This window comes from Frankia sp. Mgl5 (genome assembly GCF_023242985.1).
Taxonomy (GTDB): Bacteria; Actinomycetota; Actinomycetes; order Frankiales; family Frankiaceae; genus Parafrankia; species Parafrankia soli.
Map to the genome: position 1 here is coordinate 99,284 of NZ_JALKFY010000010.1, position 24,782 is coordinate 124,065.

Annotated in this window: 22 protein-coding genes and 3 pseudogenes; 12 read left to right on the plus strand and 13 right to left on the minus strand. The window is 67.9% G+C overall.

Annotated elements, in window-relative coordinates; translation table 11 throughout:
• Window positions 1-8: 8 nt before the first annotated feature.
• Window positions 9-1,541, minus strand: a complete 1,533-nt coding sequence (locus MXD62_RS07400) for a wax ester/triacylglycerol synthase domain-containing protein (protein WP_248828672.1) — start codon at window positions 1,539-1,541, stop codon at window positions 9-11.
• A gap of 658 nt (window positions 1,542-2,199) precedes the next feature.
• Between MXD62_RS07400 and MXD62_RS07405 the strand changes: the two genes are divergently transcribed.
• Both MXD62_RS07405 and MXD62_RS07410 read left to right on the plus strand, forming a co-directional pair.
• Window positions 2,200-2,994 carry a hypothetical protein gene (locus tag MXD62_RS07405; RefSeq protein ID WP_248828704.1) on the plus strand — a complete coding sequence of 265 codons (795 nt, stop codon included), beginning with the start codon at window positions 2,200-2,202 and terminating at the stop codon, window positions 2,992-2,994.
• Window positions 2,995-3,678: 684 nt separating this feature from the next.
• On the plus strand, window positions 3,679-4,980 hold the full coding sequence (locus MXD62_RS07410; protein WP_368862333.1) for a diacylglycerol kinase family protein: 1,302 nt from the start codon (window positions 3,679-3,681) through the stop codon (window positions 4,978-4,980).
• Window positions 4,981-4,983: 3 nt separating this feature from the next.
• Here MXD62_RS07410 and MXD62_RS07415 read toward each other — a convergent pair whose 3' ends face one another.
• Window positions 4,984-6,342: a hypothetical protein gene (locus MXD62_RS07415; RefSeq protein ID WP_248828674.1), complete on the minus strand. Its 1,359-nt coding sequence runs from the start codon at window positions 6,340-6,342 to the stop codon at window positions 4,984-4,986.
• Between the two features lie 266 nt (window positions 6,343-6,608).
• On the opposite strand from MXD62_RS07415, the gene MXD62_RS07420 reads away from it, so the two are divergent.
• The 3 genes from MXD62_RS07420 (at window position 6,609) to MXD62_RS07430 (ending at window position 9,463) form a co-directional block, all read left to right on the plus strand.
• Window positions 6,609-6,956 carry a carboxymuconolactone decarboxylase family protein gene (locus tag MXD62_RS07420; protein ID WP_248828675.1) on the plus strand — a complete coding sequence of 116 codons (348 nt, stop codon included), beginning with the start codon at window positions 6,609-6,611 and terminating at the stop codon, window positions 6,954-6,956.
• Window positions 6,957-7,358: 402 nt separating this feature from the next.
• The gene (locus tag MXD62_RS07425) at window positions 7,359-7,742 is read left to right on the plus strand and encodes an SHOCT domain-containing protein (RefSeq protein ID WP_248828676.1); all 384 of its coding nucleotides are present in this window, start codon (window positions 7,359-7,361) and stop codon (window positions 7,740-7,742) included.
• Window positions 7,743-9,001: 1,259 nt separating this feature from the next.
• The gene (locus MXD62_RS07430) at window positions 9,002-9,463 is read left to right on the plus strand and encodes a pyridoxamine 5'-phosphate oxidase family protein (protein WP_248828677.1); all 462 of its coding nucleotides are present in this window, start codon (window positions 9,002-9,004) and stop codon (window positions 9,461-9,463) included.
• Between the two features lie 89 nt (window positions 9,464-9,552).
• Here the strand turns inward: MXD62_RS07430 and MXD62_RS07435 are convergent.
• Window positions 9,553-9,678: pseudogene (locus MXD62_RS07435) on the minus strand (heat-shock protein HtpX); the annotation flags it as partial.
• A 419-nt stretch (window positions 9,679-10,097) separates the two neighbouring features.
• A complete protein-coding gene (locus MXD62_RS07440) occupies window positions 10,098-10,355 on the minus strand; it encodes a hypothetical protein (protein WP_248828678.1) in 258 nt (85 codons plus the stop codon).
• A gap of 211 nt (window positions 10,356-10,566) precedes the next feature.
• On the opposite strand from MXD62_RS07440, the gene MXD62_RS07445 reads away from it, so the two are divergent.
• The 3 genes from MXD62_RS07445 to MXD62_RS39650 all read left to right on the plus strand — a co-directional run bounded on the left by MXD62_RS07445 (window position 10,567) and on the right by MXD62_RS39650 (window position 11,664).
• Window positions 10,567-10,764 (plus strand): hypothetical protein, encoded by a 198-nt coding sequence (locus MXD62_RS07445; protein WP_248828679.1) that lies wholly within the window; start codon window positions 10,567-10,569, stop codon window positions 10,762-10,764.
• A complete protein-coding gene (locus tag MXD62_RS07450; protein WP_248828680.1) occupies window positions 10,761-11,141 on the plus strand; it encodes a type II toxin-antitoxin system death-on-curing family toxin in 381 nt (126 codons plus the stop codon). The genes MXD62_RS07445 and MXD62_RS07450 overlap by 4 nt, the downstream gene beginning before the upstream one ends.
• A gap of 310 nt (window positions 11,142-11,451) precedes the next feature.
• Window positions 11,452-11,664, plus strand: coding sequence for a DUF6191 domain-containing protein (locus tag MXD62_RS39650; RefSeq protein WP_248828681.1), 213 nt, complete (start codon window positions 11,452-11,454; stop codon window positions 11,662-11,664).
• A gap of 286 nt (window positions 11,665-11,950) precedes the next feature.
• Here MXD62_RS39650 and MXD62_RS07460 read toward each other — a convergent pair.
• From MXD62_RS07460 to MXD62_RS07475, 4 genes and pseudogenes are all read right to left on the minus strand, one after another.
• Window positions 11,951-12,103 (minus strand): annotated as a pseudogene (locus MXD62_RS07460) (IS256 family transposase); the annotation flags it as partial.
• A gap of 57 nt (window positions 12,104-12,160) precedes the next feature.
• Window positions 12,161-13,231 carry a TolB-like translocation protein gene (locus tag MXD62_RS07465; RefSeq protein WP_248828682.1) on the minus strand — a complete coding sequence of 357 codons (1,071 nt, stop codon included), beginning with the start codon at window positions 13,229-13,231 and terminating at the stop codon, window positions 12,161-12,163.
• The gene (locus tag MXD62_RS07470; protein WP_285223987.1) at window positions 13,228-14,514 is read right to left on the minus strand and encodes an MFS transporter; all 1,287 of its coding nucleotides are present in this window, start codon (window positions 14,512-14,514) and stop codon (window positions 13,228-13,230) included. Before MXD62_RS07470 ends, MXD62_RS07465 begins: the two co-directional genes overlap by 4 nt.
• A gap of 189 nt (window positions 14,515-14,703) precedes the next feature.
• Window positions 14,704-15,588: an alkaline phosphatase family protein gene (locus tag MXD62_RS07475; protein ID WP_248828684.1), complete on the minus strand. Its 885-nt coding sequence runs from the start codon at window positions 15,586-15,588 to the stop codon at window positions 14,704-14,706.
• Window positions 15,589-15,893: 305 nt separating this feature from the next.
• Between MXD62_RS07475 and MXD62_RS07480 the strand changes: the two genes are divergently transcribed.
• Both MXD62_RS07480 and MXD62_RS07485 read left to right on the plus strand, forming a co-directional pair.
• Complete coding sequence (locus MXD62_RS07480) at window positions 15,894-16,301, plus strand: hypothetical protein (RefSeq protein WP_248828685.1); 408 nt, start codon at window positions 15,894-15,896, stop codon at window positions 16,299-16,301.
• A gap of 205 nt (window positions 16,302-16,506) precedes the next feature.
• Window positions 16,507-16,736 (plus strand): annotated as a pseudogene (locus tag MXD62_RS07485) (cell division protein FtsK); the annotation flags it as partial.
• A gap of 369 nt (window positions 16,737-17,105) precedes the next feature.
• Here MXD62_RS07485 and MXD62_RS07490 read toward each other — a convergent pair.
• Both MXD62_RS07490 and MXD62_RS07495 read right to left on the minus strand, forming a co-directional pair.
• Entirely contained in the window at window positions 17,106-17,966 is an 861-nt protein-coding gene (locus tag MXD62_RS07490; RefSeq protein WP_248828705.1) for an AraC family transcriptional regulator, read from the minus strand.
• 195 nt (window positions 17,967-18,161) lie between these two features.
• Window positions 18,162-18,920, minus strand: a complete 759-nt coding sequence (locus MXD62_RS07495; RefSeq protein ID WP_248828686.1) for an SDR family NAD(P)-dependent oxidoreductase — start codon at window positions 18,918-18,920, stop codon at window positions 18,162-18,164.
• Window positions 18,921-19,705: 785 nt separating this feature from the next.
• Between MXD62_RS07495 and MXD62_RS07500 the strand changes: the two genes are divergently transcribed.
• Window positions 19,706-19,894, plus strand: coding sequence for a hypothetical protein (locus MXD62_RS07500; RefSeq protein WP_248828687.1), 189 nt, complete (start codon window positions 19,706-19,708; stop codon window positions 19,892-19,894).
• A gap of 148 nt (window positions 19,895-20,042) precedes the next feature.
• On the opposite strand, the gene MXD62_RS07505 is transcribed toward MXD62_RS07500, so the two are convergent.
• Window positions 20,043-20,855: a hypothetical protein gene (locus tag MXD62_RS07505; protein WP_248828688.1), complete on the minus strand. Its 813-nt coding sequence runs from the start codon at window positions 20,853-20,855 to the stop codon at window positions 20,043-20,045.
• A gap of 303 nt (window positions 20,856-21,158) precedes the next feature.
• Window positions 21,159-21,569, minus strand: a complete 411-nt coding sequence (locus MXD62_RS07510) for a VOC family protein (RefSeq protein ID WP_248828689.1) — start codon at window positions 21,567-21,569, stop codon at window positions 21,159-21,161.
• Window positions 21,570-22,256: 687 nt separating this feature from the next.
• On the opposite strand from MXD62_RS07510, the gene MXD62_RS39140 reads away from it, so the two are divergent.
• Window positions 22,257-22,388: a hypothetical protein gene (locus MXD62_RS39140; RefSeq protein ID WP_285223986.1), complete on the plus strand. Its 132-nt coding sequence runs from the start codon at window positions 22,257-22,259 to the stop codon at window positions 22,386-22,388.
• 317 nt (window positions 22,389-22,705) lie between these two features.
• Here MXD62_RS39140 and MXD62_RS07515 read toward each other — a convergent pair whose 3' ends face one another.
• Window positions 22,706-24,256: a serine/threonine-protein kinase gene (locus MXD62_RS07515; RefSeq protein ID WP_248828690.1), complete on the minus strand. Its 1,551-nt coding sequence runs from the start codon at window positions 24,254-24,256 to the stop codon at window positions 22,706-22,708.
• Window positions 24,257-24,782 lie beyond the last annotated feature (526 nt).

The window sequence follows — 24,782 nt, forward strand, 5'->3', positions numbered from 1 at the left end:
AAAGATGATCAACTTCGGTGTGTCATGTCGGGAGTGGGCTGGTCTGGCTGGTAAACCTCGCCGGGACGCGTGGCGAGGCCGCGGCGCGCGAGGAGCTGTACAAGCGACTGGAGCTGCTGGCGCTGACCGTGCCGTCGGGTATCCGGGCCGCTGGACGATCGGGCGGCTCTGGAAGGGATCGACCTGCACCGAACCCGTGTGTCGGCGAGGTCCGCGACGGACGAGTCCATCGGCATCGTCGCCACGAGATCAGCCGAACACGTGGTCTCGGTCGGGCTCCGGACCGGGCCGTGGCGGAGGCCGGCCGCTGCCTCGAGCGCGTCCAGCTCGGCCTCGACGAGTTCCGGCAGCCGCGCCCAGTCCCGCACCGACCCGTCCATCGTGAAACCGATGCACGCCTGCCCGTCGAGCCCGCCGAGCAGGACCGCCAGGCGTTGGCCTGCGGGGAGCGGAGGGGTGGGCACGGCGGCGGTGACTCGTCGACCGAGGATCTCAAGCGGACCGGACAGTCCGCCCGGGTTGGACGCGGTCAGCGCGAAGACGTGGGACATGATCCCGGTGGACAGCACGGCCGGTCGCAACGGCGCGGGAATCGTCCAGAGGAAGAGACGTTCCGCGACGCCCGGAGTCCCGCCCCGCTTGTGTCGGACGGTCTGCCGGTGGATCGCCTCCACACGCCGGTGGACCAACGCCTCACCGTAAGGCAGTGCGATCCGTACGGTGGTCAGGTAGTTGCTCATGTGGTCCCGCTCGGCCGCACGGCGGGTACTGACCGGCATCGCGGCGTGCATCTGGCCCCGGAGCCGGCCGGGCCGATCGGAGCCGGGGCGGGGCCAGGCGCGCAGAGCGCCGGCGAGCGCGGCCAGGAAGACGTCGTTCACGGTCACCTCGTAGGCGCGGCTGATCGCCCGTAGCCTGGCCAAGTCCACCTCCAGCCAGGTGTGGTGCGGGTATCCCGTGGGTGCCGCCGAGAGCGGGCCGATCGTGGACGTCCGGGTAAGCCATCCGAGTGAGTGAGCGGCGGCCCGACAGACGGCTCGGGGGCCGGGCCGGCGATCCTGCGACACCCGCAGAGGTTCGCGCTCCGATCCTGGGCCGGACAGGCCGAACAGCTTTTCCAGCACCACGTTCAGTGCCGTCCCGTCTATCCACACGTGGCTGGCGCGGTACAGCAGGGTGAAGCCGTCGTGGCGGGGGCCGTGGAGCAACCAGAGCTGCCACGGCGGAGCGTCCAACGAGATCTCGACCGCTGACAGCCGCCCCACCGCCTCGCGCAGTCCGGCGAGCCCCGACTCTGCGGGGAGCCGGTACTCGTGAACGTGCCGGGCTGGGTCGAAATCGGGGTCCGCCACCCAGACCGGCCGGCCCCGCCCGGCCGAGACGATCCGATGGGTCAGCGGAGGAAAGTCGTGCGCCCGGTCCGCGACAAGCTCGCGCAACGCCTGGACTCCTGGCACGGGGCCGTCGGCGACCAACAGGCAGCCGACCGCCAGCGGCGTCTTCGGGAATGCTCGCTGGTATCCGAGTATGAGTGCGTCCATCGGAGTAAGCGGCCGAATGGGAACGTCAATGCTGTCACCGCGGCCCGCCGCGCCGCGCCCCCGTGCTCTCCCGTCGCTTCCCTCACGCGGGTGACGCCCCTGCTCCACGCGCGAGGCACGCCACCAGAAACCCGAGCGCGTCATACCATGCCGCCCCGGTCAACATCGACGATTCGCCACGCGATTTTCACAACTGGCTCCCTGAATGGACTGGAAAACCGGTTACGTCCTGAACGCTATGCCGTGATGTGGAAAATTCAGCGCGAGGCGGACCGTAAACTGAACGACAGAGCCGAACATACGCGCGGGCCGCCGCCGGCACGCTAGGGAAACCACCAGAACATCAGTCTGGTTTCCTGGTTTCCTGGTTGGCGGTGAGAGGCTCCGTCGCCCTTGGCGTGGCCAGAAGATCGCTGTCCGGGGCAGGGTACCGGGTACCCGGCCGACACAACGGGGCGTCATCACGCGATGACCGTCGGCACCGCGCGACCGGCCGGCGCGGACACCGGCGCACCATGCCAAGTTCTGAGACCGGACCCGTCCTGAACTCCGTGTGATGCCGGCCGGGAGGGGCCCGGGCCGGCATCACACTTCTTGACCCCGCCCTGACGGGCGGGATTGTGTTGGGCCCATGGCCGAGATGAACGTGGCGCGGAGAATGTGGCAGTTGTTCGAACCGGTACACGCGGTCAGCTTCTCCGCGCCGGCCAGTCTGGCGGTGTGGGCGGACGCCGGGCTGCGCAGCCCGTGGCGGGCCTACTTCGCCGGCCGGGCGGCACCGCTGGGGGCGGTCGAGGCCGGGCCGGTCGTCGCGGCCTTCTTCGGGTACTCGCCCGCGATGGTGGGCAGGGCGTTGCCGGAACTCTGGACCAGGATCCCCCCGGAGAAGGCGCTGGCCGTCCGGCTCGACGGCGCCCGCGCGGCGCTTGCTCCGTTTGTCGCGGCGACAGATGCGGACGAGTTGGCCGAGCTGGCCGCGCTGTTGCGCTCGGCGGCTGAGCGGGTATCGGTCGCCGGCCGGGTGTTGGGTGCCGCGAACGCCGCGCTGCCCTGGCCTGACGACCCGATCGGCACGGTCTGGCAGGCGGTGACCATCCTGCGGGAGCACCGTGGCGATGGGCATGTCGCCGCACTGGTCACCGCCGGTGTCGACGGCTTGGAGAGTCTCGTCTGGCGGACCAGCCGGGGTGGCCCCGACCGGGCCTTCTACCAGCGGATCCGGGGCTGGGCCGAGGACGAGTGGACGGCCGCGGCCGACCGGCTGCGGGCCCGTGGCTGGCTCGACACCGAGGACGCGCCGACCGCGGCCTCCCTGGCCGCTGCCGACGAGTTGGAGGCGACGACGGATCGCCTCGCGAGCCCGGTGTGGGACGCCCTCGGCCCGGCCGCCGTCGACCGCGCCGCCGCGTTGCTGGCCCCGATCACGCAGGCCGTCACCACCCCGGGCCCGTAGCCGCAGCCCCGCCTGCGGGCAGCCGGCCTACTCGCGAGCTGGTACAGGAGTGTCCGTCGAACCCGCCCACGTGAAGATCCGCCGGGCGGGCTATGCCGGCAACGCGAACGCCAGGAAGATCGGATGGGGGTTGAGTGGTGCGGCCGTGTGTCACTCGAAGGTCCCGGGCTCGAGACGGCACTCTGTCTGACTAGCTACGTTGAGTAGTCGACCGCCCCGGAAGTGTCGCTGGCGCGTCTGGGTTCGAGCCCCCAATGGTTCACCGCGCGCGTAGTTAGCATCTGACCTGCATAAATAGGTTGGATCTATCGACCGGGGCAGTCTGGGGTATACCAAACGCGCAGGTAGGCAGTTTGGCCGCTGGTTCGTACGGAACGCAGGTTCTCACTCGGCCGTCGCAAATGGTGGCTGTGAGTGACACAGGGGTCTTCGCGGTCATCGTTCTCGGGTCCTCGCGCAGGAGAAGGTCCTGCACTGAAACCCTCGACGAGGAGGTTGTGAGCGAGCCGCGCCCGACCGGCGCCGCGATCAGTGAGTCTGCAGGCGTGCGGCACACCAGGGGCTGAATGGGGTGCACCCCGCGAGGAGAACCTGATCACGACGGAGCGGCTGTGAAGCTCGGAAGGATGGGTGATCGTGCTCTCCTGGATGGTTCGCCGGCCGGGGCGGCGTGCGGGAGCGCCGGTGTCCCGCTCCCGGAGGGTGGCGGCGTCAGTGGCGTTGGTGAGCTTCGCCGCGGCGGTCGCTGTCATATTCGCCCGGCTGATCGACCGGCCGATTGCCTTGCCGGTTTCGGTCGCCGCTGTGACGATCGCGTTGGTAGCGGGCTGGACGGCGCTGGTCGGACGGGGGCTGCGCCGCCTGAGCGCGGCTGTCGTGGCGGCCTTCGCGTTCGGCGGCCTGATCGCCTTCGGGGGGGTGGTCGGCCTGACTACCGTGCTGGTCACCGCCTGCCTGCTCATGACGTCGGGAACCGCGGCGCGCGGCGCCTTCGGACGACACCGACCAAAGGGGCTCATGGTTGGGGCCGCCCGGCGTGGCGTCCTGCTGGTGAACCCGCGCTCCGGTGGTGGCGCCGCCGGCCGCCACAATCTCGCTCAGGAGGCCGCCCGGCGCGGGATCGCGGTCGTCACCCTCACGGAACGCGCTGATCTGCGTTCCCTCGCCGAGGACGCCGCCGACCGCGGAGCCGACGTGGTGGGCATGGCGGGCGGCGATGGTTCGCAGGCACTGGTCGTGGATGTGGCGCGGCGGCGAGGGATGGCGTTCGTCTGCGTCCCAGCCGGTACTCGTAACCACTTCGCCCTGGACCTCGGCCTCGACCGGAAGGATGTGGCGGGGGCGCTCGACGCGTTCGACCTCGCTGTCGAGCAGCGCGTTGACCTCGGTCAGCTCGGTGACCGCGTGTTCGTCAACAATGTCTCGTTGGGCGTCTACGCCGAAATCGTGCAGTCCGACAGCTACCGTGACGCCAAGGTGGGAACGGCGGCCGCGATGCTGCCCGACCTGCTGGGCGTGGACCGTGCTCCGTCGGATCTTCGCTTCACCGGCCCGGACGGTCGCGCCGGATCGACCGCGGACGTCCTGCTCGTGTCCAACAACGCCTACCAGCTGCACAGCCTTGGTGGTTTCGGTACCCGGCCCCGGCTCGACGGCGGCCGACTTGGCGTGGTGGCGTTGTGTGTCGATCGCGCTCGCGACCTACCCACCCTCGTCGCGCTCGAGTCCATGGGTGCCATCAGCCGATTCCGCGGTTTCCACCAGTGGACCAGCCCCACCATGCGAATCGACTCCGCACGACCGGTCAGCGTCGGCGTGGACGGGGAGGCGCTGCGCCTGCCGCCGCCGCTGGATCTCCGCTCGCTTCCGGCGGCTGCGCGCGTTCGGATTCCACTGCACGCGCCCGGGGTCCCGGCCGTGCGGCCAGGTGTCTGGGGGATGCTCCCCGCGCTGATCCGCATCGCCGTTGGCCGGTCGCCGGCATGAACCCTACCCGTGGGTATCGGCGTGGGGGTCAGTGGTCGGCGGCCCCACGACGCCGTTGCCGGCAGCGGCAAGGACACCCAGCACGGCCAGGGCAACCACGACCACCACGAGGACGAGGGCGACCGAAGACGGGGTCGGAGAGTTCCACAGCGCCAGGGCCAGCGCCCCGGCCCCGATGACGATCCCGCTGGTGAGACGGCGATGCCTGTCCAACCAGCGGCCGGCGCCGCCGGTACGCACACCCACCCGGGCCGCGGACCGACCGACGGCCCCGGTGGCGTGGGCGGCGCCGGAGCGGACGGCTCGGGCGCCGCGTCCCGGCCCGTAGAGATATCCAGCGACCACGATGATGACGGCTATGGTCAGCCAGGTCAGCACGCTGTCGCGCAGGAAACGGACGAGAGTGTCGTAGATGGCCGCTGCCGCGTCCTGCGGCTGGCTGTCGGACGGGACGGAGTCCAGATAGATCTGGCGTATGACGGCCAGTCCCACGAGCAGCACGATCATCGTCACGCCGATTCCGATGCCCGTGGCCATGAGCCCGGCGCGGTGCGAGGGCGCCAGCCATACGCCCAGCGCGGCGAGTGCCACAACGGCGACCGGCAGCCAGAGGCCAAGGATGGCGAGTAGACGCAAGGCGCCCTGAGCCTTGGTCAGTTTGTCCGTCCGCAGCAGCACGATCTGTCGGTCGACGTCGGGAATCTTGCCGGCCTTCTCGAAGCCGGCGTCGGCCAGCCGCTTCTGCACACTGTCGATGACCGGGCCGATGTCCAACACGATCGTGTTGTCCTTGGCCTGCACGGCACTGCTGCCCTCGCCGGTGAGAACCTTCACCACGGCGGCATGCGCCCGACGGTTCGCGTTCTCCCATACCAGGGGGAACTGGTCGCTGGTGACCACCCCCTGGACCACCTGATGCACCGCGCTGGTCAGGGCGGTCTTCAGCGCGCCGGCCAGTGCGTCGGCGTGGTCCACGACAACGGGGGGAGCGCCGTTCCGCGAGAGGACGCCGGCGAGTGACGCGGCGACCTGATCAACGTTGACGTTACTGACGACCCGGTCGGTCAGACGGTCGATCACCATGTTCTGCACCGCGGGGTCGGTGGCGAGCGGGGCGACGGTATCAACGTAGTGGTCCGTGTCGGAGATCGTCGTGTCCGCCCAGGCGGCAATCACGCCGAGCGGCGCCAGCACGACGGCCAGCAGGATCAGGAGGGATGCCCCGACGGTTCGTAGCCGGTCGTGCCGCACCGCCGCCGCGCTGCGCAGCCGCTCGTACTCCGCCCGCTCCCCGATGGACAGGGGACCCTTGTCGTCCGAACGCGCCGGGCCGTCGGAGCTGCCGCCAGCACTGGCAACCATGGCGCAGTCCCTCCTGCTTTCTGCGTGGTGAGGCCGCCATCACGGTCTCGCGGCCGCGTCTTTCCCTGAGTGGAGTAGCCGAAAACTGGCGGCGGGCGAGACGGGAACATGGCACCGCGAAATTCCGGAAATATCGAGATCTGATTTCTCTGCCTCGATCCTGCCTCGATCCGTCGACGTCATGCGTTTGCGGATCGCCGGTCTCGGGCATCCGATACAAGGGAAATAATTCTCGGAATGAAAGTGGTCAAGACAGGGGGAGAGCAATGACGACACAGGCTCCTGAGCGGACACTCGGCGCGATCGCGCACGGCGACGCGCCGGTCTTCGAAGAGATCGTGCAGATGCACCTGGACACGCTCGAGCGGTCGGGACTGGACGAGCGCACCTACCATCTCGTGCGCCTGGCGGCGCTCGTCGCCGTGGACGCGGCGCCCGCCTCCTATCTGATGCACCTCGCCGCCGCCCAGGAGGCAGGTCTCACTGCCGCCGACGCGCAGGGCGTGACCACCGCCATCGCACCGATCGTCGGAAGTGCCCGGGTCGTGTCGGCTGCGGGGAACGTCCTGCGTGCGCTCGGATTGGACGAGATCCTGAACGAGAACGCGCAGTGACGGGACTGGTGAGGTAGAGCACGGCAGCTGTCGTCAGCCCGCCGCCGGTCGCGGCTGGTTCGCGGCCGCGACTGTCCGCTTCACGCTTCTTTCGTGGCTGATCGGACTCGGGGTCGTTCTCACGGGCGGGGCGACCGTCGGCGCCTGGTGCAACGCGCGGGACCTGTCCGTGCTTCGCACAGTCGGGCGACGTTTGAGATCTTTGTTCAGGTGATCGCCCGTAGCCGCCCAGGGTCACCGGACGTACCGGCGATGTTCACTGATCCACGCCAGCGCCGTAGCGGATTTCCCCTTCGCTCGCCGTCAGGGCCACGAACCGTGTGGTGACGCGCAGTTCGGGTAGATGTCCATCAAAGAGACGTCGTTGAAATTCGATGTCGGCCTGCGTAGGGGGGCTTCGCCATGGATTACCCACTTCTGTCCGCCTTCTGGACAATGCTACTGTTCTTCGGGCTTCTCCTGTGGCTGTACCTGCTCTTCATCATTATATCGGACATCTTTCGCAGTCGTGACCTCTCCGGCTGGGGAAAGGCCGGATGGTTGACCGCCGTTATCATCCTCCCGCTTCTGGGTGTTCTGGCGTACACCATATCCCGTGGCGATTCGATGGGTGAGCGGGCAGTCGAGGACCGACAGCGGCAGCAGGCCTTGTATCAAGCGTTCCAGCCGTCCGCGGTGCAGTCTCAGGGGGTTGGTAATGAAATGGCGAAGCTGGTCGATCTCCGAAGGGCCGGAGAGATCAGCGAGGAGGATTTCCAGCGGGCGAAGTCCCGCGTTCTGACCTGAACCCCAGGGCTCCGGCATGTTGGGGATTTGACCGATTGATCCACCGGAAGGATGACCCTCTCTCTGGTGGTGGAAGGATGACCCTCTCTCTGGTGGTGGGGAGCCACGGTCGGGCCACGTGATGGTGACAGAAAAGCAGGCACGCCGCTTGTAGATCACGGAGGGGTCTAACGTCTTCGTGGTCTGGGGTGCGGCGTACCTGTGGGCGCATTGTCCGTGCCGCGGCCCGTGTCCCGTCCTCGAACCCTTTCGCGACTCCCTCGATGGAGTGCCGGTTTTCCTCGACCTGTGGGGCGGCGGTGACCGCCAATTCCCGAGGAGAAGTGGGAACGAAGTTGTGCACGAAAGAGTCGACGGCCACGGAGGCGGCAAAGAGTCGACGGCCACGGAGGCGGCGCAGACAAGCATGAAGGAGGCGAATGCATGGTTTCGCAGGTCCTCGCGCGTGACGGTGGAGGCCGGTGGCGTTGCACTTGCGGTCGGCACCGGCAGGAGCTTGATAAAGCTATCTACTGCCAGCAGTGCGGCGATCTACTGCCAGCAGTGCAGCGATCAATGTTGTACGCGGCGCGACAATAAGAAAATCGCGAGGAAGAAGTTCGGTTTTGGTTGCAAAGAACGTAGCCAAGACAAGTGCTAAGTTTACGACGTTGGCGATCAAGGTAATCCGGGCGTGGCTCGCCGCATCGGACTCCGTTCGTACCCGACTCGATGGGGACCGCGCTCGGGACGCGCCCTGTGCGGGCCGTGGCTGCGGATGGACGCCGTGCCTGCCCTGGGCGCTCCTTGGTCTCGTCCGCCGGACGTTCCGTTCGCCGGACGGTTCTGCCGACTCCTTCCAACTCGCGGCAACGGACGCTATGACCAGTGGCGTGCGGTCTGACCCTCTTCCACCTTCAGGGCTGCATGCGCGCTGAGGCCCATCGGGCGCGGCGTCGTGACCGCGTGCCACGCTCCGTGAGAGGCACTGACTGCGACGGGCCGTGCCTGCGGTCGCGTCAGCTGCGGCGACGTGCAACAGGCCACGCGACATGCCTGGGCCGCTGAACCGTGATCGGCCGCGCGAGGACGCCCTGTGTGCGACCCGTATGAGACCATCGCCACCGCTGTCGGGGGAGGACCGTGTGGCCGCGGCCGACACCGCGACGGTACGGTCTGTGCGCCAGCGTGAGACGTCGAAGAACAGGACGGGGCACGCGGGTGGCCGCCGGCGGCGTGGTCGGCGGATCGGTTTCCGCCGGTCAGGTCGAGGAGTAGCCGTGGACCCGTTGTCGCTGCAGGACCTGATCGACTCCGAGGAGTTCGCACTTGATCACGCCGGCCTCGCCGTGCTGCCGTTCGATGTATGCATCCGGCTGCTGGGGACGGTGCCGGTGGGCCGGGTGGCCTTCGTGTCGGACGGCGAGGTCGTCCTGCTGACCGTCAACCACGCGATGGACGGCGACAGTGTGGTCTTCCGGTCGGCCGTCGGCTCCAAGCTGTCGGCGGCGGTGAACCATGACTCGGTCTCCTTTCATGCCGACTGGTTCGACCCGGTGACCAGGGCGGGGTGGAGCGTCCTGGTCACCGGTGTGGCCGGGGCCGTCGTCGAGGGTGCCCAGACCGCGGCACTGGAGCGCCTGGACCTGGAGCCCTGGGCGGACGTCGTCGAGCGGCCGTACTGGATCCGGATCGTCCCGGGGTCGGTGACCGGGCGGGCGGTCGTGCGCTCGGAAAGCTGACCTTCGACCCGGCCGCACTGGCGAGCCGGCCGCGGGCCTCGAACGACTGCGAGCATCAGGGAGTCGCCGGCGCGGTGTCGGACGAGTGATCAGTCGTCGGCGATCAGGAGTTCGCCGAGGAGCTTCTCGACGGGTGCGCGGATGGCGTCGCGGATCAGGCGGACGGCGTCGATGACCTGCCCGGCGGAGTTGTCGAGTTTCCAGTCCTGGTAGCGGATAGCCGCAGACGACGACCGGCATGAGGCCCTGTCGGCCGCGGCTGTGGGGCGGCCGGACTCGGCGCGGCGAACCCACCCCTGGACGCGGCGCGACTCGACATCACGTCGCCGCCGCTGTGAGGCTGGGCGGAGGCCGTCCACATCCTGTTGAGAACGGCGGCCACGGCGACGGCTCCCCTGGCGTTCGGTCTGTTGGCTGACGCGCTGTCCGGTCCCGGAAGACAGTGACGCACCGTGGATGATCTCGACGTGCCGTGCACGTCGCGACACCATCCGGGTCAGGCCCGCTCGGCCTCGGTGCTGTCGTGCAGCGCGGCTTGGGCGAGGTCCCCGCCCCTGCCCTCCGTGTCGATCACGCTGAGCCGCCCCGGGGCTCGAAGATGAGCAGCCCGACCGTGCGTAGGCCGGCCGCCCTGTCAGTGCAGGGCGGCCTGGACGTCGGCGACGGTCAGCTGCCAGCGGCGGATCTCGTCGGGGTGGGTCCTCCCGTTCGCGGCACACAGCCACCGCGTCGGCCGCCGCCTCGACAGCGCGTGGGACGACCACGCCGATCGGACTGACGGAGGTTCGACGCGCCGGTCGAGTACGTACCGCGGGTGCCCGCGTCGAACCAGCGCTCCATCTCTGCGCAGCACGGTCGGGTCGACCGCCCCGCGCGGCATGTGGAAGGTCACGCTATGGAGGTTCGCACTTAATGCGAACCTGAATCTGCAGGTCATCGGCCCGACCGTGGTCGTCGAACCCGCCCACGCGAAGATCCGTCGGGCGGGCTACGCCGGCAACACGAACGCCAGGAAGATCAGATAGTGGTTGATCGGCGCGATGACGGCATGTAACCGCATACGACCCTGGTGGTATCGGCGCTGATACCATCGGGTCGTGGCGATGACACTGCGGTTGACCGACGACGAGACGGAAGCTCTGCGCCTGCGCTCGGAGCTGGAGCGGCGGTCGATGCAGGAGATCGCCCGGCAGGCGATCCGGGACTATATCGAGGCACACAGCCGGGCGGAGCTGCTGGATCAGGTGCTGGACGAGGAGCTGCCGCGGTACGCCGAGGCGCTTCGACGGCTCGGCGAATGATCTACCTGACGCTTCGTGAACTGCTGCACATCGCCGAACGGACCCTCGGCTCCGAACCGATGGTCAGGGACCACGGCCTGCTCGAATCCGTTCTTGCCCGCCCACGGGCCACAGTGTTCGGGCGTGACGCCTACCCCCCTCTCGACGGCAAGGCCGCCGCGTTCCTGCACTCGCTTGCCCGCAACCACGCTCTCGTCGACGGGAACAAACGACTCGCTCTCGCCGGTCTGATCGCCTTCTACGGCGTCAATGGCCGCCGTCTGACGCTGACCAACGACGATGCCTACGACCTCGTCATGAGTATCGCGTCCGGCACATGCGACTCCGTCGAGAAGATCGCCAAAATCCTCGAAGGGGCGACCCGGGCCCGTCGATGAGGATCGGGGTAGGTATCGCCGCATCGGGTTCTGAAGATCCGCCGAGCGGACTACGCCGGTAATGTCAACGCCAGGAAAATCGGTTAGGAGCCGGTCTCCTGACCACAGCCGGTACGGCTGGCGGAAGGCGTCCAAACATCGGGAACCAGGCGATGGTTGGGATCGTCTTCAGGCTGTGGCGCTTGTGTGGTTCATGACCATTCCGGGACTCGTCTGTGTCCTGATTCTCCTCAGCGCCGTTGATCGCTTCGCCACGTGGGCAACCACTCGCAGCTGGCTTCCGTGGCAACGCAAGCCGGGAGGCCGCGGCGTGTCCACGATCGCGCTCGACGAGTTGGAAGCCTGCTTCTATGCCGGCAAGCGACACCAGATCGAGCAGCGCCGTACCGAGGAGATCCTCCGCGACGACGACTCCGAGGGTGCCCCTCCCTGGACGGAGCCCGGTCAGGCGATCGTCCGCCTGCCGGTCGTGTCGGTGTTGCCGGACTCCTTCGCGAATCCTGGCCTCCGGACGACCGACTGATTGGTTGGAGCATCGGCTGTGACCGGACAGTCACAGGGGTGTTGCTTGTTGATGTCTGGGGTGGACGTGGCCGGCGGGTGGCCCGTTCGGGGGTGCGCCTCGTGGGTGCGGTCGAGGCGGCCTGTCGGTCACATGCCGGGAGAGACGTCCAGGCGACCTGGGCTACCCGCAGGACGCTGTCGTCCGGATCCTCGGCGGCGGCTTCCTTGACCCACAAGACCCCGCAGCTCGCCGACCTGCAACGCGCGGCAGGTGCCACCGGCCTCACCGTGGCCACCGCCAGCGTCAGCTGGTCAGCGAGTTCGGCGATGTAGGCGTCGACCTCGGCTTCCAACGCGGCGGCGAGCATCCGCCGAGCACCCTCGCGGACGATCTCATCGATCGGCGACGGGCTGGCCGTCGGACCATCCTCAGACGTGCTGCCATCAGGGCCCGGCAGGTGAGCGTTCCGCCCGGCAGGCGAGTCCTCACCCGCGGGCGGGCCGGGCCGCTCCGGTCAGCTGACCACCACCACCACCGGCGCGAGCGCGGCCATGGCCAGCTGGGTCGGACGGCCGTTGCCGTCCGCGGGAACCGTCCACAGATCGCTGCCGTAGTCGCCGGCGAGGGCGTAGGCGACGGTGTGGTCGTCAAGCCAGACAGCCTGGTCATCGACGCTGCGCTGCTCGGCGAGTGCCGTCTCGCGCATCGTGGTCAGGTCCAGGACGTACTCGTGCCACGGGGCGTCCGCCGGTGCGTCCGGAATCCGCTTCTTGAACGCGAGCCGCGTGCCGTCCGGGGAGAGCGAGGGGCATTCGACGTTCTCCCGCACCGTGGTCACCGACCTCGCCCGCACGTCCCCGCGGACCAGATACGTCCGGCCGCCAGTGCCCAGCGTGGCGTAGAAGTGATCGTCGTCGGCGAACGTGACGCCCCAGAAGTTGATGTCGGCGCTGCGGTACTGCGCGCCGTCCTTGATCACCTGATAGTCCTCCAGGGACTGATCCAGGGTCCAGGTCCTGGTGTCAAGGATCGAGGTGCGGGTGGAGAAGACGCCTCCGGCATACGAGTCACCGCTCACGAAGACCGTCCAGGCCATCATGTGGCCGCTGGGCGACACGCGGGCACGGGTCGGAATGCCGGTGAGCGCGAAGTGACGCCGTTCGTGCAGGTCGGCGTCGAGGACGACGGCGCGGTAGGTGTCCTGTAGCACGCCCGACACCCGCTGCAGGCAGATGCCCTCGCCGCCGGCGGCGTAGAAGCGCAGGCAGCGCACGCCGGATGCGGTCCGCGCGCCAGCAGGTTCCCCCGCGGGGACGGACACCAGTTCGTCCCGGTGCGGTCCCCAGAGCATGTTCCGGAACACCAGCCGCCGCGCCGGATCACCCGGACCGCCTGAGCTAGCTGAGTCACCGGAGACACCGGAGACGCCGAGCGTCACCGGACCGGCCGACACCGGCGGGCCACCGTCCTGCTGGTGGTCCCGTTGGTCCGCCCGCGCGGAGGCGTGCATCACCGAACCCACGGCGACCCCGCTGAGCACCAGAACCGTGATGACCAGTACCACCAGTCGACCGCGCGTGCTCATACCGAACTCCTCTCCGGACGGCCCGGATGCACCGGATGTACGGGGCGCACCGGACGTACCGGGCGCAGGGCAGCGCTCAGCGCGACGCAGGCTGCCAGCGCGACCATGGCGGCGGTGAGCGCGGTCCGGTCGCCCCAGGCCGTCCAGGCTGCGCCGAACAGCAGCGAGCACACGAAACGGGTCGCGGCCTGCCCGGTCTGGACCAGCGCCAACCCACTGGAGCGCAGGGGTACCGGAACCGAGACCGCCGCGGCGGCCATGAGCACCCCGTCGGTCGCGGCGTAGAAGGCGCCGTGCAGCAGGAGCACCACTATCGGCAGGCCGTCGCCGTGCACCGGGAGCAGCAGCAGCCCGTAGGCAGCCAGGAGCCCGCCGTGACCGACCAGGAAAACCCGCCAGCTGCCGAAACGATCCGCGGCCTGCCCGACCGGAACCGCCAAGAGCAGGAAGGCCGTGGCCGTTCCGACTGGCAGCAGCGGAAACCATTCGTCGGGCACGCCCAGGGAATGCTGCAGCAACAGGTAGAGGAACGAGTCGCTGACCGTCGCCAGGCCCAGCAGCGCGGCGCAGACGGTGAGTCGGCGCAGCTCGCGCCCGCGCAGCAACCCGAGCGCGGCGCGGGCGGAGACCGTCACCGCTTCCGGCTCCTCCGGCGTTTGTGGCGCTTGCGGCTGCTCTATCTGTTCCGCCTGTTCTGACGTCCCGCTCAGCGCGTGATCGCGGCCCGGGACGAACAACAGCAGGATCACAACACCCGTCGTGGCGACGCAGAAGCTCACCGTGAACACCGCGTCGAAGCCGTCCACGGTCGTTCGCATCACGAAGAAGGCGATGATCGGGCCGAGCAACGCGCCGGCTGTGTCCATCGCGCGGTGCACACCGAACGAGCGGCCCTGGGTGTCGGACGGCGAGGCGAGCGAGATCATCGCGTCGCGGGGCGCGGTTCGCAGGCCCTTGCCTGTCCGGTCCGTGGCGAGCACGACGCCGATCGACATCATGCCGTGCACTGCGAGCAGCGCCGGCCTGCACAGCGCGGACAGCCCGTACCCGATCGCCGCGATCGCCTTGTAGCGGCGGCCACGGTCGGCGAGGTGGCCGCCGACCAGACGGACGACACCGCTCACCCCGTTGTAGACGCCGTCCAGAAGGCCGAAACCCAGCGGGGAGAGGCCGAGCTCGGTCACCAGGTACAACGGCAGGACAGCAGTGATCATTTCGGACGAGATGTCGGTGATCAGGCTGACGGTGCCCAGGACGAGGACGGTGCCCGGCACGGCCCGCAGGAGCGAGCCTCGGACAAACGGCCGTCCGCGGCCAGCCGTGCCCGGCGCCGAGGTCGACGCGGCGACAGGCGTGACAGGCGTGACAGGCGCCGGGATGGTCGGCGAGGTGGCCGGGGCCTGCTGGCCCGGGTCGGAACCCGGGCCAGCAGGTCTGGCGACAGTGCGCGCGTCCGCAAGGTACACGGGCGGCTAGCTCCAGATGCCGGTGATGTCCGACGCGCTCGCGGCACTGCCCGCGTGCGTCGTCAGACCGGCCAGGTCCTCCAGGGTCCGCAACAGGTTGTAGTGGTTGTAGGTCGTGGACGAGGAGCTGCCGGCGGTGACGTGCTGGCCGTAGATCACGGTCGGGATGCGGTTGCCGCTGAGCGAGTTGTCCTCGTCGAAGGTCACGACGAGCAGGCTGTTGTGGGTGCTGGCCCAGGTGGCGTAGGCGCTGAGGTTGTTCTGCAGCCACGTGTCACCGGTGGACACCGAGCAGTCGTGCATGTCGTTGCAGAGGTTCGGGACGACGAACGAGACCTTCGGCAGGTTCGCGTAGGTGGTCGGGAACTGGGTGAACGTGTAGGCGGTGCTCGTCGGGACGTTGCTGAACCCGAACCACGGGTTGTGCTTGCGGGCGTACTTCGTGGCGCTGTTCGTGCAGACCGTCGAGCCGGTGGACGGCAGGCCTTCGTTGTAGCTGCCCCAGGTCTTACCGGCGGCGATCAGCTCGGAGCCGAGGTTGGCCGCGCTGCTGAAGCCCGGGGTGTAGCAGCTGTCGCTGGTGATGCCCTGGGTGCCACCGGAGAACAGGGCCATGTAGTTGGGCTGGCTGGGGTGGGTGATCGCGTAGGACGCGGTGAGGTTGGCGCCACCGGTCTTCAGAGAGTTGATGTACGGGGCGCTGGAGCTGCCGATGACCTGGGAGTAGGCGTGGTTCTCGAACACCACCACGACGACGTGGTCGGGGGTGGGCAGCGACGCCGCGCGGGCGGGCGCGGCACGCCACACGCCGAACGACGCGGCCAGGGCCACGACGACGGCGAGCGCGCCCAACGCCAGGCGCGGGTGTCTGATTCCAGCAGGTACGGACACTGGCGGACCTCCGTGGGATAGCCGGGCAGGAAGGAGCCCTTGTGCTTTCAAGGAGAGCCAGGTTAAGGAGATCTTCCGGTGCGGTCAGTGGGTAAATGGGGACGTGCCGGCAAATAGATTACGTCTATTTCACCCGCCATCATCGCGAGGTGACGCACAGGTAAATATCGGACGTCGTTTCCGTCGTTTCCCGGCGCGGCGGCTGGGAAACGGGTCCCGCAGGTCAGGCCGGGTCAGCCCGGCCCGTAACGGCCATTCGGAAACTTCTACACCCGTGTGGAAGAAACGTCGTCACGTCCCTTGCGGTGGCCGGTGCGAACGGACTGCACCGCGGTCGCGGAGAGCAGCGGGCGGACCTCTGCCTCGACGGTGTGCCCGAGCCGGCGGTCGGTGCCGAAGTCGACCAGGATCCTGGATCATCCCGGGTCGCGGGAGAGCTGCGCCGCGAGACGAAGCTGGTGGGAGGGATCAGCGCCGAAGGCGGTGTGCCGGCCACCGATGACCAGCGGGTTGTCGGTGTTCGTCGCCGCGTAGGTGGCAAGGTCGAACGGCGTGCCGATCAGGCTGGCGGCCCCGGCGCCAGCCAGGCCACCGAGAAGCAGGCCGCGCCGGCTGACCGGGCGTCGGCGGAGGTACGTCTGCAGCCACTTGTGCTACTCGGCGATGGTCATATCCCGACGAGATTTGCCGAAAAACCCGATTACTTCACCTGAAGGACTCACGGGCATGGGTCAAGAACGTAGGACCCTATTCCCGCGCACAGCTGGTCGATAGGATTTCCAAGGTCCAAAGATTAGGTAAACAGCAGCGGCCAAGCTGTGAGTCTCCTGTAGATCACGCACGTCCCCCGAACATCTACAGGCGTGTAAAAGAAAAGGCCGCGACCCGGCCAGTCAGCTGGCCTGATCCGGCAACACGATGGCGATCCGCATGCCGACGTCGACCGGTGGCCAGGTCGATCTTCGACGAGTATTTCCCGCGGATCCGGAAGATCTGTTCGTCGCGGTCGGTGGACGTGCTGCGGGTGGAAGCTGCTGCCGGGTCAGACTCTGGCGCGGTGGGCGGAGCAGGCTGAGGCGCTGCGGCATGTGTTCCGGGCCCGGCGCTGTCAGGTGCAGGCGGAGACGTTCCGGTCCGTCCGCGTCTCCATCCGTCACGCGGGCGAGCGACGGGCGCCGCCGGATACGGATAATTACCAGCTGTCTGCGCCGCCATCGGGCTCACGGCGACGGTCTGCCGAGGTGAAAGATGCTGCGACACAGGGGTTTGTGCACCCAACCAGCACTAATGCGAACCTGAACCTGCAGGTAACCGGCCCGACCGTGTCCGTCGAACCCACCCACTCCAAGATCTGCGGGGCAGGTTGTGTTGGCAATGCGAACGTCAGGAGGATCAGATAGGAATCGGCCACTTCAATTAGTAGAGGATCCAGCTTTACGTAACTCGAGCCGGCGTACGTGCTCTCCACGCTTGAAGGGGTCTCTCGGCTGGCTGCCAGGCCACGGGGTCACCAACACTTACGCTGAGGCAGTGCGGAGTCTGGCGTCTTTGCTGGGGGGTATTCCGAACATGCGGCGGTACTCGCGGCTGAACTGGGAGGGGCTGTCGTAGCCGACGCTGAGGGCGACACCGGTGATGTCGGATGGGCGGCTGGCGAGAAGGAGCCGGGCCTCCTGCAGGCGAATGTGTTTTTGGAACTGGATGGGGCTCATTCCGGTCACCGTCTGGAAGTTGCGATGGAACGCGGACACGCTCATGCCCGCGATCCCTGCCAGCTCCTCGACACGGAACGCGGTGGCGTAGTTCTCCCGGATCTGCTGCACCGCGCGGTTGATGTGGGTCAGGCCGCTGTCGGCGAGGCCGAGCTGACGGATGGCGGCTCCTTGCTCGCCGCGTAGGAGATACCAGAGGATTTCGCGTTTCACCATGGGAGCGAGGATCTTACGGTCGGCGGGCCGGTCCAGGAGCCGCAACAGGCGCACGACGGCGTCCAGCAGCGGGGGCGGGGCCGTGGAGACCGCGATGCCGGCCGGGGCGGTGCGCGCGGGGGCCGGCAGATCGTGGGGGTTGGCTTCCAGGAGGAGCTCGGCGATGGCTGCGGGGCTGAGGGTCATGCCGAAGCCGAGGGTGGGCTGCCCGGTGTCGAGGACATGCCCGGTGACGGGGAGATCGGCAGAAGCGACGAGGTACTGGCCGGGCCCATAGTCGTAGAGTCGTTCGCCCAGGGCGAGACGCTTGCCGCCCTGAGCGATCACTGCGAGCACGGTCCCGGACATGCCGGCCGTGGGAGCGTTTGGATGGTCGAACCTGCATGCCTGGATACCGTCGATCGGTGTGATCATGTCGGGGCGCGCGTGCCGGAGCAGGAGATCGCGCATCTCGTCCAACGGAGGCACGGTGTCAGCCTTGCACGGGGCGCCAACCTCTACCTTCATGGCAGCAGGATTGTGCACGGGCTCGTGAATCCTGCACGCCGTGGTGAGCAGCCGCCCCCCGGGCCTCTGCGCGGGCCCGGCGGGCGGCGGGCGCACGACGGGGGAACGCCTTTGTCGTTGCTCACCACGGGGCCGGGGTCAGAGGTTCTGGCCGCCGGAGACTTCGAGGTTCTGGCCGGTGATCCACCGGCCTTCCTCGGAGACCAACATGGCGATGACCATGCCGATGTCGTCGGGTTCGCCGACCCGTCCGAGAGCGAACGTCTTCGCCAGCTCCGGGATGATCTCGGGGTTCTTCCCGAAGGCGTCATCGGCGAAACGCGTGATGGTCGCTCCCGGAGCGACCGAGTTCACGCGGATGCCGCGGGCGCTGAACTCCTTGGCCATGTACCGGGTGAGCACGACTACGGCGCCCTTGAGAGCCGCGTAGACGGAGTATCCCGGCGCGGTCACCTGGGGCAGTGTGGAGTTGCTGGTCAGGTTGACGATGGCGCCGCCATCGGCCAGGAGCGGCAGCAGGGTCTGGGTGAGGAAGAAGGGGCCCTTGAACAGGCCGCGTGTGAGCCGGTCGAAGTCCTCCTCCCGGGTGTCCTCGATCATTGCCATGCCGGCGAATCCGGCGTTGTTGACCAGGTGGTCGAAGGAATCCCGCTGGAAGGTCTCGCACAGCGTGGCGGCCACGGCCTCCCGGAAGGCGGGGAAGACCGAGGTGTCGCCGAGGTCCAGGCGCAGTGCCGCGGCGGTGCCGCCCTGCTGTTCGATCTGCGCGACGGTGTCCTTGGCGCCCTGTTCGTTCGAGCTGTACGTCAGGACGACGCCGACGCCACGCCGGGCGATCTGGAGGGCCGCGCTCTGGCCGATGCCGGAGCTTGCGCCGGTGACGACGGCTACCTTCACAGTGAAGCCTCCTGGGCTTGGGGAGTCTGGGAGTTCCGACGAATGCGTCACTCCCAGACAACCGCCGCGCCGGGCCTACGGAAAGAACGATCCTCTGCGTCTCTTGCCTGATCCTCTCGATTCAGACAGCAGGAGACCGGTGAACTCCCCTCCGTACGCCCCCGCACCGTCGCACGGGAAGGGCTCGTCCTGGCTGTGCCGCGCGGGATCGAGGCGCTGGGCAAGGGGGGCGGCACCGCCGGTGCGCTGGACGCGATCGCCGCAACCGCCCTGTCCCCGCTGCCGTGAGCCCGCCCGACATCACCGCCCGCACGCGGCAGCCAGGGGCCGGGCGCGACCGACCAACGGGACGGACATGAGCGATCGGGCCCGCCTCGACCTCGATGTCGGCGACGCACATGGTCGGGATCTGAATCTCCTTCAACTCCTGGTCACGGCAGATGTCGTCAGCACGGGCACTCGGGCGCCGATGTCCTGAGACATCACACAGTGCGCCCGGCAGTGCGCCCGGCAGTGTCCTGGCAGGGATCGAACTGCGACCCAGTACTTAGAAGCAATTGGGGCTGGTACGAAATGCTGAACTGCCTGTTCGCAGGTGGTGCGCGAGCGTCGGGCGCATAGTTATCAGCTGCCTGGCCGTGAATATTAGAGCGCTGAGCAGCGGGGATTTCTTGCTGGCGGTCGAAACTTCGGCGGGTGCGCTGTACCACGTTGATAACGGCGCCGTGTGAAGGCAGAATGGCCTTCTGTGGATGGAGACTAGTTCGCGAGGGGCGCGGAGTCTGGTGGTGCTGGGTAACGCGTCCGTGCCGGTCTCGTCGAACTTGGCCGATGGGCAGCTTTTTCTGGCGCTGCGCGGAGCATCGGTGATACGTGAATTGCTATTCATGGTGGATCGGGAGAGTCGGGTCGGCGTGCGGCGCGCGTTCATCCGGTTCCTCTTCCGCGAATGCGGCAATATTGAACTTGAATGAGAACCTTGTCGACCGTGCCCGCTGGCATCCTCTCGTTTCTCTGGCTGGCGATCGTTGTGACACGGATCTTCCCGCCACACGGCGTCGGCATCTCGTGGCGGTTGCATTCTGGACCATCAGGAGGCCTTCCTGCGGCCAGGAAAATGGCTTACTGTCGGGTGGCGATTAGTTGACACATTCGGTCGCGGACGGTGGGGTCTGGTTCGAGCGTGATCGCCTGCTGAAGCGCGGCGATGACGTGGTCCTGAATGGTGTCCTGGGGCCAGGCGGTGAGGGCATTAATGGCCATGTTGCGGTTGCGGATGGTGGGGTTTGCCAATGCGATTCTGATCAGCGGCCAGCCCTTGCCGGGATGGGCGTCGAGGCGGCTGACAATCAGGTCGAGAATGTGGTGCGGTTGGCTGGCGTCGAGCCCGATGTCGAGGGTGGGCCCGCCACCGAGGCGGTCCAGAGGCAGCAACTGGGGTGCCAACACCAGGACGTCATCGATGTCGTCGATGAGTGCCTGCCAGAGGTAGCCATCCTCGGGGTGGGCGTGCACGCGGGCGCGGATGCGGGTGCGGGTCGGGATGCCCAGCCGCTGAGCTGGCCAGATCGCTCGTCGGAACTGGGACAGGTCCGGGTTGTCCAATGCGTGGTCGACGGCGAACAGCCAGTCGGGTCGCTCGACCAGCCGGTCGCAGGTGCGGCGCAATCGCGCGCGGGTGGTGTCCGTCCAGTTCAGGCTCATGGCGTTGTCGGAGGTGATGAAGCGGGCCAGCTCCAGAACGACGGCGACCCGGATGACGGTGGGAGGCCGTTGGGTGACGATGGTGAGGTACTGGTTGATTACTTCGGGTGCGGCGGGATAGTCGGTGATGTCCTCGGCGGGCCCGCCGAGGCAGAGGGTGGTGAGGATGCCCCCGGCGCCGTCGAGGAGTTCGTCGTCCACGGGCGGCGTATTCAGTGCCGAGTACAGCAATTGAGGCTGGTGCGGAATGCTGAACTGCCTGTTCGTAGGTGGTGCGCGAGCGTGGGAGCCATAGTTATCATTTGTCTGGCAGGGCGGTTTTCCGTGGCCTGGTGGGTGGTTTTTCTGTGCTGCGCTCGGCAGTTTTCTTGCTGGCCGTCGAAAACTGGCGGGATGCGCCGTACTGAGCTGGCGATGGCGCGGTGCCAGTATGGCCTGGCGTTCTGTGGCGAGGCTGTGACTCCGGCGATGCATGGGTTCTGGGTCGCCGCGCCCGCCACCGGTAGCGATCACCTGGACGAGTACGGGCGGGAATCACTGACCGGCGTGGCAGCAGACCTCCAGCTCCATGCCGTCCGGGTCACGGAAGAACAACGACCACTCGGAGCCGAGTCGCTGGATCTCGCCGATGTCTGCGCCGAGTTCGCGCAGCCGGTCGCGGGTCGCTTCGAGAGTCTTCAGGGAGTCCACAGCCAGGCCGAAGTGGTCGATAGGACCACGACCGCCCTGGCGGCGCCTGTCTCCGATGATGTCCGTGTCCCGCACCTCGAAGACGTTGAGCGCCGCGCCCCCGCCAAGGTCGAGAATCGTCATGCGCGGATGGCCTTCCCGAGCTGCCATCTCGAAGGTCACCGTGGCCCCGAACGCATCGACATAGAACTTCACGATCCTGTCCAGGTCAGCCGTCATCGTGGCAATGTGGTTGAATCCTGTTGTTATCGGCATCTGTGTCCTCGTTTCGGTAGGTGCTGGCCTTGACATAGTCTGCCGCTCCGGCGGTCTGCGCGCTGACCGAACGAACGGCACAGATGAAGATCGGCTTCGTGTAGGCAGGCGGGGCCCTCGATCGGATTCCTCGCCCCGGCCGCCGTGCTCACCCGCTGGCGGAGATTTCCGCACCCCAGCCCTGCGGACAGGTGTCGGGCACCCATACGGTCCGTGGGGAGGCACTCGGCGGGGCGGCATTCCACGGGGGAGGGGCGAGGCATTCACCGGGGGCAGCCCCAGCCAAGGGAACATCGCCACCCACGTCGAGGGTCATGCCGCTGCCATCATGCACCAACAGGGAATCCAACAGGCCACCCTGACGATGGGTGCGGACCAATGTTCGATCTGTGCCAGGAACCTTCCCGCCGCCTCCCTACCCGTCAGGGGGCCAGTTGACTATTGTCCATATCGACCAGGCCGGGCAGGTGTCTACGACCACCTATCGGAGCAGTCAAATACCGTGAGCGATTGATTCATGGTCGTGCTGGCACGTATGAACGGGGTCTGCCATTCGAGAACGCGCGGGCGTGGACGGCGTCGACAGCACCTGCGGGGTGCCAGAACTGGGCCATCGGCGTTGATGCGATGAAGGGGCGGGGCCCGCGCTCCTGGTGACTCCCCGATGGAGGGGTAGGTCCCTCGGGATTGTTCACGTCTACCGACGAAGGCTTCGGCTGGTACGCGTTCATCTTCGTCAACGTCGACCGCGATGGTGACCGGGCTCGGGAGCAGGCGGCCCGCACCATGGGCGGCAGCTTCAGCGAGGACTTCAAGTAGATGGTCGACAACGTTGCTGCCGCGGGCACCCCCGCCGAGGTGACGGCACGGTGGTGAGGCAGCCGGGGATGAACGCGGCCAGATCGCGGGCCAGATCTGGTGGGAGCCGACGAGCGAGCGGCACGAGCAGGCCCCAGGTGGTCAGGACTGCCACGGCGGCGATGCCCAGACCGATCAGCCAGCCACGCATGGGGGAGCCCCCGAGACTCTGGTGCCGCCCGGTACGGAGGTGCCGGGCGGCATAGGCCATCGTCTTCCACCTGGTCGGGTGGCCCGGGGGGATCGCGCCCCCGGGCCACCCGACCAGGGTGTATCGGTCAGGCCGTGGCTGCCGATACCCGCATACCACAGGCATGATCACTCGAGTCGTTGAGAAACACCTGGGTGCGTCCCTTCGGGTCCAACAACAACGGACCGGCACCACCGTGGTTGACCGATGCGGAGTCCAGCACCTCGCCATTTGTGGCGTCGTGCAGCGTGGGTGAACACTCCTCGGAGCCGTTGAAGTCAATCACCTCGACCGCTACTCGAGCTGGGGCGGTGAACGCGTCGGTGTCACCCGTGTTCGCCTGTTGGGTGAAGGGCAACGTCGCCGTGCCCGTGCCCGCACGCGCTTCTACCAGACAATCGGGGTCGTTCTTGTACCACCGGTAGCTGCCGCTGGCCGACACCTGGAAGGACCACGTCCCCTGGAGGTCGACGGCCTGCCCTATCTGCTCGCCGGTGTCGGCGTTCTTCAGCGTGACCTCACAGCTGTTGTCCGTGTTCTGGATCGTGTCGCGGATGACGATCCGCCACGGCCCATCCGCCTGGTAAGTGCCCTCAAGCGCCGAGGACCCTGACGTGGAGCCGCTCCCGTCCGAGCTGTCTCCGCCCGCGTCAGCGAGGGTTCCGGCCACAATTCCCGCCACGGCGAGGACCACCGTCGCCACGACCGCATAACCCGCATACCGCCGGCCCCGGCGACGCGTCCGGGCCGGGCGGATCGCCGGGGCCGGCGGGGACGGTTCGACTGGGACTACCTGCCCGGGTGGCGGCACCCGGGTAACGGCGGTGGCGAAGCCGACCCGACGGACCGTCGATGCGGTTGCCTCGGCGCTGTCGGCGAGCTTGTCATGGAGCGTCTGGGCCGACGGCCGCCGCTCCGGCTCACGCGCCAGGGTCCGGCGGACAAGGGCACGCAGCGGCGGAGCGACCCGGTCGTAGTCGACGTCGGGCTGGGCGAAGCGGACCCGGTTAAGCACCACCTCGGGTTGGCCGGTGCCAAACGGTGGCACGCCGGTCGCTGCGAAGCAGAGCAGTCCGCCCCAGGCGAACACATCTGCGGCGGCGGTGGCCTCGCCGCCGGCGGCCTGCTCCGGGGAGAACCACGTGGGGGTGCCGATGAACTGGCCGACGGCGGTCAACGGGCGGGCGTCGGCCGTCGCCGCGATCCCGAAATCGATGACCTGCGGGCCGTTCGCTGTCCACAACACGTTGGACGGCTTGAGGTCGCGGTGAACCAGTCCGGCCGCGTGGATGGACGCCAGTGCCTCGGCGAGCCCTACGGCCAGGGCAAGCTGGGCGGTCTGGGACAGCGGGCCGTCGGTACGCACCCGCTGGTGGAGGTCCGTCCCGTCGACGAACTCGGTGGCCAGCCATGGCCGGTCCGCCTCCAGCTCGAAATCAACCAGCCGCGCCGTGTGTGCGCTGGAGACCCGGAAACACGCCTGTATTTCACGCTGGAACCGCAGCCGATAGTCAGGATCGTCGACGAGATCGGCGCGGATCAGCTTGACCGCGACCCGGCCCTGCGGCCCTTCAGCCAGGTAGACGACACCCATTCCACCACCGCCCAGTCGGCCGACCAGCCGGTGGCGTCCCAGCATCTGCGGGTCCGCGGCCTGCAAAGGCCGCAACGGAACGCGGCTTTCACCCGCCACCACGATTACCCCCGGTTTCCTTGCCGTAGCATCAACACGTCGCTGTTACCAAACACCCGACACACCGCCACGGCTGGAGAGCGGCCCACCGCCGTAAGCTACTTCGCTGTCCGCCGTGCCGTGGATCTCCAGTACGCTCGTCGGTCGTCTCCCGTTCCCGTCGGTTGGCTGGCCGCCGCCGACCCGCCCGGCGACATACCCGTGTTCGCCATCGATGGGAGCTGGCACGGCGTGAGCGTGGGTCACCGGCCGGGACCGAGGCGGATGTGGCCCCCCGTGGCACACCCGCCTCCGTTCATGGGATTGGTACCTGTCCGGTGGGGGTCGCCTTGGTGCGCTGCGCGATGAAAGGAGGCAGCAGGGCGAGGGCCGCATCGGCGTTGTCTGCCTGTACGTCCCACCAGAGCTGGTGGTCGTCGATGTGGCAGCTTCCGGTGGTGGGGTGATGGCGCAGCGGACTAGCGAAACCGCG

Coding starts and splice junctions, on each gene's coding strand:
- MXD62_RS07400 (WP_248828672.1), bottom strand. CDS start 1,541: ATGGACGCACTCATACTCGGATACCAGCGAGCATTCCCGAAGACGCCG.
- MXD62_RS07450 (WP_248828680.1), top strand. CDS start 10,761: ATGATCTACCTGACGCTTCGTGAACTGCTGCACATCGCCGAACGGACC.
- MXD62_RS07445 (WP_248828679.1), top strand. CDS start 10,567: ATGACACTGCGGTTGACCGACGACGAGACGGAAGCTCTGCGCCTGCGC.
- MXD62_RS07490 (WP_248828705.1), bottom strand. CDS start 17,966: ATGCGCGATCTCCTGCTCCGGCACGCGCGCCCCGACATGATCACACCG.
- MXD62_RS07425 (WP_248828676.1), top strand. CDS start 7,359: ATGGATTACCCACTTCTGTCCGCCTTCTGGACAATGCTACTGTTCTTC.
- MXD62_RS07515 (WP_248828690.1), bottom strand. CDS start 24,256: ATGCTGGGACGCCACCGGCTGGTCGGCCGACTGGGCGGTGGTGGAATG.
- MXD62_RS07415 (WP_248828674.1), bottom strand. CDS start 6,342: ATGGTTGCCAGTGCTGGCGGCAGCTCCGACGGCCCGGCGCGTTCGGAC.
- MXD62_RS07420 (WP_248828675.1), top strand. CDS start 6,609: ATGACGACACAGGCTCCTGAGCGGACACTCGGCGCGATCGCGCACGGC.
- MXD62_RS07510 (WP_248828689.1), bottom strand. CDS start 21,569: ATGCCGATAACAACAGGATTCAACCACATTGCCACGATGACGGCTGAC.
- MXD62_RS07465 (WP_248828682.1), bottom strand. CDS start 13,231: ATGAGCACGCGCGGTCGACTGGTGGTACTGGTCATCACGGTTCTGGTG.
- MXD62_RS07405 (WP_248828704.1), top strand. CDS start 2,200: ATGTGGCAGTTGTTCGAACCGGTACACGCGGTCAGCTTCTCCGCGCCG.